9 protein-coding genes and 1 pseudogene are annotated in these 7,927 nt (G+C 31.9%); all 10 read left to right on the forward strand.

The genetic code is table 11. The features are described from left to right. Positions 1-187, forward strand: a pseudogene (locus BBH99_RS06095) (DUF4280 domain-containing protein); the annotation flags it as partial. Further along, a complete protein-coding gene (locus BBH99_RS06100) occupies positions 187-3,324 on the forward strand; it encodes a hypothetical protein (protein ID WP_066693370.1) in 3,138 nt (1,045 codons plus the stop codon). The pseudogene BBH99_RS06095 and the gene BBH99_RS06100, both read left to right, overlap by 1 nt. 5 nt (positions 3,325-3,329) lie before the next feature. After that, complete coding sequence (locus BBH99_RS06105) at positions 3,330-4,304, forward strand: hypothetical protein (RefSeq protein ID WP_123873032.1); 975 nt, start codon at positions 3,330-3,332, stop codon at positions 4,302-4,304. Between the two features lie 11 nt (positions 4,305-4,315). Then, complete coding sequence (locus BBH99_RS06110; protein WP_066693377.1) at positions 4,316-5,299, forward strand: hypothetical protein; 984 nt, start codon at positions 4,316-4,318, stop codon at positions 5,297-5,299. A 22-nt stretch (positions 5,300-5,321) separates the two neighbouring features. Beyond that, positions 5,322-5,639, forward strand: a complete 318-nt coding sequence (locus BBH99_RS06115; RefSeq protein ID WP_123873034.1) for a hypothetical protein — start codon at positions 5,322-5,324, stop codon at positions 5,637-5,639. A gap of 2 nt (positions 5,640-5,641) precedes the next feature. Beyond that, positions 5,642-6,022 carry a hypothetical protein gene (locus BBH99_RS06120; RefSeq protein WP_066693381.1) on the forward strand — a complete coding sequence of 127 codons (381 nt, stop codon included), beginning with the start codon at positions 5,642-5,644 and terminating at the stop codon, positions 6,020-6,022. Continuing rightward, the gene (locus tag BBH99_RS06125) at positions 6,009-6,380 is read left to right on the forward strand and encodes a hypothetical protein (protein WP_066693383.1); all 372 of its coding nucleotides are present in this window, start codon (positions 6,009-6,011) and stop codon (positions 6,378-6,380) included. Before BBH99_RS06120 ends, BBH99_RS06125 begins: the two co-directional genes overlap by 14 nt. Next, on the forward strand, positions 6,358-6,696 hold the full coding sequence (locus BBH99_RS06130) for a hypothetical protein (RefSeq protein ID WP_066693385.1): 339 nt from the start codon (positions 6,358-6,360) through the stop codon (positions 6,694-6,696). The genes BBH99_RS06125 and BBH99_RS06130 overlap by 23 nt, the downstream gene beginning before the upstream one ends. 10 nt (positions 6,697-6,706) lie before the next feature. Then, entirely contained in the window at positions 6,707-7,282 is a 576-nt protein-coding gene (locus tag BBH99_RS06135; protein ID WP_066693394.1) for a hypothetical protein, read from the forward strand. 17 nt (positions 7,283-7,299) lie between these two features. Next, positions 7,300-7,743, forward strand: coding sequence for a hypothetical protein (locus BBH99_RS06140; RefSeq protein ID WP_066693396.1), 444 nt, complete (start codon positions 7,300-7,302; stop codon positions 7,741-7,743). Positions 7,744-7,927: the final 184 nt, after the last annotated feature.

Below are 7,927 nucleotides of genomic sequence, written 5' to 3' on the forward strand. Positions count from 1 at the left end.
GGAAGACAGCAAAGCAACCTGTCCCATCGGAGGCACAGACTGTATTTCCATCATTAAATCCGGACAAATGGGCGAACCTTCCAAAAAAAATCTTCAGAACGCGGATAGTGAATTACAGTCGCATGTGAATCCTGTGATGGATATGAAGAATTATGAGAAAAAACCAGAAAATAAGTCTGAGAAATAATGGGATCGAGAGGAATAATAAGTGTAAAGACAGAAGCATCGAAGTCTTATACAGTAGTAGAAAGAAATGATTATCATTATGTAGAAATTACAAGCCTTAGCACAGGAGTAACTGTGTTTGTTGATGAAACATGTCTTGATACAGGTACAGTGGATACTAAATCAACAATACAGAAGACAAAATGGATTGTAATTGAAGAAGTAGTGTGGCAGGAATTATTATCAGACCATAGGAAAGAAACAAAAAGAGAATCCTGGGGAGATTCTGTTTTTTTTGAAAAGATAAAGAAACATACTTGGGGACAGTTTGCTGGAGGTAAAGTAAATATTAAAGTATCAGGTTTATCCTCACCCTATACACCTGGGGCATCTCTTACAGAGGGAAATATTTATCTTGTTATTCCTTATACTCATTATCCTGAGTTCAGATATAAGGGGCAGGTTATAAAACTAGTTTATCTTACAGAACCCTATGTAAGATATGTTTATATTGATCCTCCTACAGCACAGGATGCTGATATTCCTGTTGGATATGATAATAAACTCCATTTATATGGAATGAAAGCTGATATCAATATTAGTACTCATCTTCTTCCTGACTTCAGAAAAATCGGAAAAGCACCTGTAGATAAGAATATTTGTAATATTATTGGTACTGTCTTTTTTGTAAATGATGCCGGTGAAGAAATTACAGTAGGAGAATTCAATAGCAAGATTGATGGTGTGGAGGGTAATTATAATAATTATCAGCAAATAAAACTACTGGTAGATCCTGCCTGGAGGGAAGTGGAAGGAGTGCATCAAAAAAATCATCAGCCTCAAAAGTATTTTGTCAAGATTATGGCAACCGCCATGAATCTGTCTCTTAATCTTAATTCAGATCCTAAAAAACCATATGACTTTACTGAAAATATAAAAAATATATTTCATCCTAAAAGTTATAATACGAATAAGGATTTTACAAAATGGTATAAATTTGATGGAGATCAGGAAGACTGGGTAGAATTGCCTATGCAGCCCCATATTGAAGTTAGATGGGATACAATGGAAATGATTTATAAGCAATTAGAGATTGAAAAGAATAATCAGATCCAATATATTGGGGATATTCCTTACGCAAAAAAAGAATTCGATCCTTGTGGGTATAGCTCAATTACCATTACAGAAGAATTTGATTCTAGTGATAAAAAGGAGCTAGATGAAAAGTTGGCTAAAGCAGGAAAGGATGAGAAAAAGAAAAAACAGATAAATGATGATTTTTCGAATAAGAAAAGACAGCCAGTCATTATATTTGATGAAGACGCTTCTGTAATAGACCATACAGACAGGTATTTTGATATTACAACAGGTGAGAAGGCAAAAACGATTTCCATTAAGTTGGGAAAACTCCAAAATCAGAATGTATATTGCAGTGGGTTACTGCTGAATTCAGGAGAGAAGCATGATATTAAAACCAATGTTTTTCAGGTTGAAAAAGCAGTGTATTCTGCTGTGAGAGATAGCAAGGGTAATTATACCAAAGAAGAAGATAAAACCCATAAAGAGCAACTGGGAAAAGCCAAAACTCCTGTAACCAAAGAAAACGGAACAGACTATGATGTGATTAAGAATCCTGACAATTCAAAAATTAAGCAGGTGAACACTGTTGTGAACTGGCAGGAGGGAAAAGATTATAACTTCAAGGGAGAAGATGAGCTTGAACTGAACCTTAAATATAAATACAATAAAATATTAACCATTTCCAATAATGAGCTTAATCCTAATGTGATAGGGAATCTCTTTGAGGAAGCCTGGCTTTTCAATTATCTATTGCTGAATGTAGACAGACATAAACAGGCTTATTATGTTCCTGTAAGTACGTGCAGATATGTCAATCAGATTGCTAAGATCAATGTACTGCCGGATATAAAATGGACGCTATTATTCAAATTTAATTTTAAAGAAGAAGATTGGAAAAAGTTTGAAGATGTACATAGCTACCAGGTAGGAGCATTTTTGATTGTTGGTTCTGAGACTACCCAGACCACTACTCCAAGAGGAACTACTACTACAAGTAGAAGCGCTATGGCTGCAGGCGTTTCTATCAGTAGAGAAACCACAAGGCAACCTGTTCAACGGGAAGGAGGAATAAAAAGATTGCTGGAACTTCTGAAAAGAATAGAAGTAAGTTTGAATGCAGAATGGCAGGACGAAACTGGGAAAAAACAGAAAAAAGATGTAATAGAAGGTTTTTTTACCCCTATCTATGGCTTCTTTAAAAAGTTGACGGATATCACCAAAATGATGAGTGCTATTACCGAAGGTGAGTCTAATGAAGAAGATCGAGAAAAAAAGAAATTACTAGAAGAAGAACTTAAAAAAGTTGCAGGTAAACGTGATGCAAAAGAAGTAGTAGGAGGAATTTATGATATTTTGACAGCTAAGACAGTGGAAAGTAAGATGATTTATCCTTCAATTGGTTTAGCTGTATCATGGTACTATGGAGATGCCTACAAAAAAGATGCACCAGAATACAATGGTAGAAAAGCTTTAGAGTATAATTTACAACTTAAAGCTAATCCTATTGTTGGGTATGGGCTTACACTTGATTTCTTAGAGATGCTAGCTAAAAAGCATCCCATTGCCTATATTATTATAAAAGTAGTACAGGTGGGAATGTATTTAGCAGGAAAGAATAATAAAATTAATGTTACATTAGCAATTAATGGAACGTTAAATATCGAAGGAAATATGCGTTATAATACCCTTACAGGTAGCTCTTTCAGTAATCATCATTCCGCTAAGAAAGAAAAAATGGCGAGTCTGACTGGAGAGATTGAAGCTATTTTAGAAGGATCTATAGATGTAAGATTAAATAAATACCAGATTATCACAGAGTTTAATGCATCTGGTGCATTCAAACTAGGAGTAAAAACTAAGATTATTCCTGGAGCACATTTGGCAACAGATACGGAAGGAATGTTTTATGAAACAGACCTTGATTATGAAGGAGTCACTTTTTATTTAAAAGCTGAAGGTAAGGCTGAGTTTTTATTCTTCGGAATGAAAATTTTTGAATGGGAAGACAGTTATGAACCTGAACCATGGACTGTAGGAAAGGGATATATAGCTTCAGAAAAGCATTATTTAATACCATAAAAATTATGAAAAATAAACCAATTTATAAAATTTTACTATTAACAAGTCTTGTTGGATTCACTCTACAATCATGCGCGCAAGATAAAAAAAGCCAAAAAATAGACATTAGTCAAATGGAAAAAGATATTATACAAAAAGAGTTTGGACATAGCTATCGATTAAAATACGAACATAGTAATTGTTCGTATGAAATTCTAATCAATGATGTACCATTAATCACTTTTTATGGATTAGGAGAGCGTTCTACCACAGCTTATATTAATCAATACATGTTAAAACCGGGTAAACAGGAAATCACAATACGCATGTATCCTAAAAAAACAGACGATACAAAATTTAACGAAACCCTTGATTCTACTTCTTTTGTCAAGTTAAAATTGGATAAAATTAAAATGGGAAGTCAGGAATGGGAATTTTCGAAGGAAGGAAAAGCAAGAGATTGGGAAGAGGTATTGGTTTACCAAACACCCAAACTTGAGAAGGATGCTCCTTTTGCGGAGTTTAAAATTCCTTTTGAGGCGTCAAAACAAGAATTAACTTGGGAGATAAAAGGTTGGAGCGAAAGCCAAGCTTTGGTGAATAATGAAGCTCTGAAAAAAGAAGTGTTTGATTTCTATAAAAATTTTCAACAAGTTATTGAAAATCAAGATAAAAATGCTTATATGAATTTACTAGCTCATTCTATTTTTGAAGAAGCATCAGCTGATTCATGGGAAAGTAAGGCATTTATAAAAGATGCAATGGAAGAATTAGCAAATAAACCAATTTCCAAACAAAAGTTTTTATTTCCTATCAATGAAAATACTGCTGCGCTAAAATTCTATGGGAATGGAAGAGTGGTAACGTTGGTAAGCAAAGATCCTCGTTCATTTGGGTATTCACCATTAGTAGCAAAAGGAGAAAAAAGTAATTTTCCTATCGCTTATACCTTCTATCTGCATAAGCCAAAAGGAAGCAACAAACTAGAAATTATTAGGTAAATAAAATAATTTTGAAACAGCTTTTAAATATCGGAATCAAAATAATAGGAATTATATGTTTAATTGCTACAATCATCATCGCTATAATTGCATATACTCATAAGATAGAGATTTTGCCTACTTATTTGGCTATTATTTTTTGTGGAATTTTATTTGAAAGTTATAGAATTTCAAAAGGAAGCAAATCAATCTTGTATGTTTTATTATGCGCTTATTTTATTAGTTTAGTTGTTTTCTTTCCTAATGTAGGAAAAGGTGTTTATCATTTTGAAGAAAGAATTAAACGATTACCATATGTTTTATGTTTTTCCTATTTAATAATTTTAATAGCTTCTCATAAAAAAATAATAATCCCCAGACTAACCGAAGGAGTAACCTTACTTCTTTCGGTTTCTTTTATATATTGGTTATCAGGTAAGCAATTGCTGAATTTTGAAACTTGGGACTCATCCATAATAACAATAGTTACTTTATTATTTTCATTAATTTCCGTTATTAATGGATTGTTTTTGGTGAAACTTTCTAAATTAAATCGGTTAATATTAAGTATTTGGAGTACAATAGTAGTATTTGTAATAGGTGTAGATAATTTGATGGATTTGATGGGGTATGTTAGTTTTGATGATCATAATGGTTTTTCTGATACATTTAAAATTGCTATTCAATATTTTCTTTTTGGAATGAGTAGTATTTACTTAGCTCAAAACTTTTTTTTATTATTGCTTCTAGTACCATCAAAAGAAGATAAAGACGATATTTTGTTTTACGAAAACATCAGAGATCATTACGGTCGGTATTCTGAAAGTCAAGTAAAAAGATTTTTTTCCATTTTTTGCATTCTATATTGTTTCGTACTCTTTTATCTAAACCAGAAAATGAAAATTTTACCAGTAAATACCATTATTTGGATAGTTACATTTACATTTCCGGTTATATTAAATATAATGATAAAGATTAACGATAAAATAAGAAAAAGTAAGTCTATTGATTTCTGATGAAATTAAAATGTATTCAACCATGAAAAATAACAGTTTCTGGGTAAGCTTTTTCTCCCTTGTATTAATGCTTTTATTCCTTGGTTTCGGGGGAAAAGGACTTTATTACAGCTTAGAAAAATTTTATAAGCATACCAGTTTGGTGTTGAATGGTGTAAAAACAGAAGGACATATTACAAGCTATACAGAAAGCAAGAGAAGAATAAATATACAAGGTTCTATTCATCCATTATTAGCTATTATGATGCTTCCAACAGATCTTATGTCCATAGGTTGTTCTTTTGGGCAGCCAATATTCGTTGCTATAAAAAAAATTGTGAAGAAAATCTTTAATTTTTAGCCATGATAAAGTTATTCTTTTTAATCATATTATTTTTTAGTTCAATCAGTATTTATGCTCAACATAAATCAATAGAATATCAAAAAGAAGGAGTATTATTTAAATTAAAATATGAGCATACTGACTGTTCATATGAAATTTTGGTAAATGATATGCCGGTGATTACTTATTTTGGATTAGGGGAACGATCAGGGTTAACAGTAGATCTTAATCAGTATATTCTGAGACCTGGAAAGCAAGATATAACTATAAGAATGTTTCCTTCAAAAAAAGAAGAAAATACTTTTGCGGCCTCTCTTACCAAAAACTCTTTTGTGAAGATCGAAGTATCAAAAAATAAGCAACCGATGTCTATGCTTGACCAGCTTAATGCAACAATATAAATGGGAGCAGTTATCATATCAAACATCAGCCTTAGAAAAAGAAACTCCTTATGCTGAATATAAAACATCATTTGAAGTTGATCCAAAAGATATAAATTTGAAAATCATAGGATGGAGTGAAAGCCAGGATCTTAAAAACGATTCCAATATAAGAAAAGAGGTTGATGCTTTTTATGAAGATTTTAAAAGAACTTTGGAAACAGGAAGTCAATCTAAGTATCTTGCAATGCTGAAAAATAGTATTCACGAAGAGGCTGCTTACCGTTGCAAAGTTTCAGGGTCTGGCCTTTTCAAGACTGGAATCATTTACCACGGAGAAAGGAGATCTGATGTTAATGGCTGCCACTGGGAAAATTGATCCCGAAAAAGTTCAGAATATAATAGATTATTTAACAAAAACGTATCAGGAACCTACTGTTGAAACAAAAAAGTCTTTCTTATTTACAACATATCATTATACCTGGATTTTGGATGATAGGTTAATTCAGATTGTTACCGGTAAAAAACTTGAAGAACAAAACCTGAACCATATCATAAGCGAAAAAGATAAAAAACAAATTCAGGAAATAGAAAAGGATAATTTAGCTGAAACACATTTATATATTTGCAGTAAAACCTATGTAGATCAATTAAAAGGAAAATTGATTTCCGGGAATTGGTCAGACTTTAAATAAGATATTTATCTTGAAATTATCAGAAAATAAAAAGATCAGAACCATTGGTTCTTTTGCTCCGGTTTTTAAATATGTCGGAATTATTTTTACATGGGTTAGCTTGATGAACAATACAGATCTGCAAAACTTTCTTACCGTTTTTGAAAAAAAGATTGGGTTTGAAATATTTCTGTTATCAGCAAGCTTTTTTCTGATAGGGCTTGGACAGAACACTAAAACGAAAAAAGATCCTGCAAATGATAGAGTATACATTATATTGTTTTCCTTATTTACTATAGGATCTGTAATCGCAGTTTGGTATAATATTCAATTACTAATTTCTGTCCTTATTATTATGTTGACTCATTTGATAGGTTTTATAAGCCAGTCGGGCGAATATGGATCTTCTGCCAATGATATATTTATAAGTGGAAGAGGTTCTATTTTTTGTTTTGTATGGGCCGTTATCTACGGAATTCCTGTAGGATTGCTCTTAAAACATTTCAATGTATGGGAAAATACTGTAATTTTAGGAACTGTGGTGATCGGATATTATTCAGTGTTGCTGTTATTTGAAATCAGATTTTGGTTCAAATCAAGATCATAAAACGTAATAATTACCCTATGTTTGATAAATGTTATGCAGAAGACCATTTTTTAATCCTTGAAAATCCATTCCTTAAAGAAAAAATCGCCTTTAATTCCATTGATGATATCGTGATTTCAAGTCAGTTTCCATCCAGAAAATATTCCTTATATATGTTTTTTTCACAACCTGTACAATATGAAGAGAAGAAAGGTTGGTGGAATAAAATTATCTGTGCTGTCATTAATAACAACAATAATCCCTATCAGATAAAGAGATCCTATTATGATAATGAGATTGAACCTTTGCTTGCGCTGATAATAAAAGGTTTACCGGAAGCTGAGCCTCTCAATCTGAAAGACAGTTTATTCTGGAGAACAGATGATGGCTCAAATGTTTTTTCGAAAATGAAGGTGATGTACAGCAGAGAAAAACTTTTGCTAGCCGATATTTTCAGAAAACATGGGTTGATGAGAGGATAATGGCTTATATGATATTCTTAATCATGTAAAACAATCAATGATGAGATCAAATATAAAAGTAAATACATGAAAATAAAATATACACTTGTATGAAAAGAAATGATGCGGCAAATCAATACAGGATAGAAAAAAAAGAGGATAATCGTTTAATCGTTATTCTTGCTGCTATATTTGCAATTTTATT

Source organism: Chryseobacterium contaminans, assembly GCF_001684955.1.
Classification (GTDB): Bacteria; Bacteroidota; Bacteroidia; order Flavobacteriales; family Weeksellaceae; genus Chryseobacterium; species Chryseobacterium contaminans.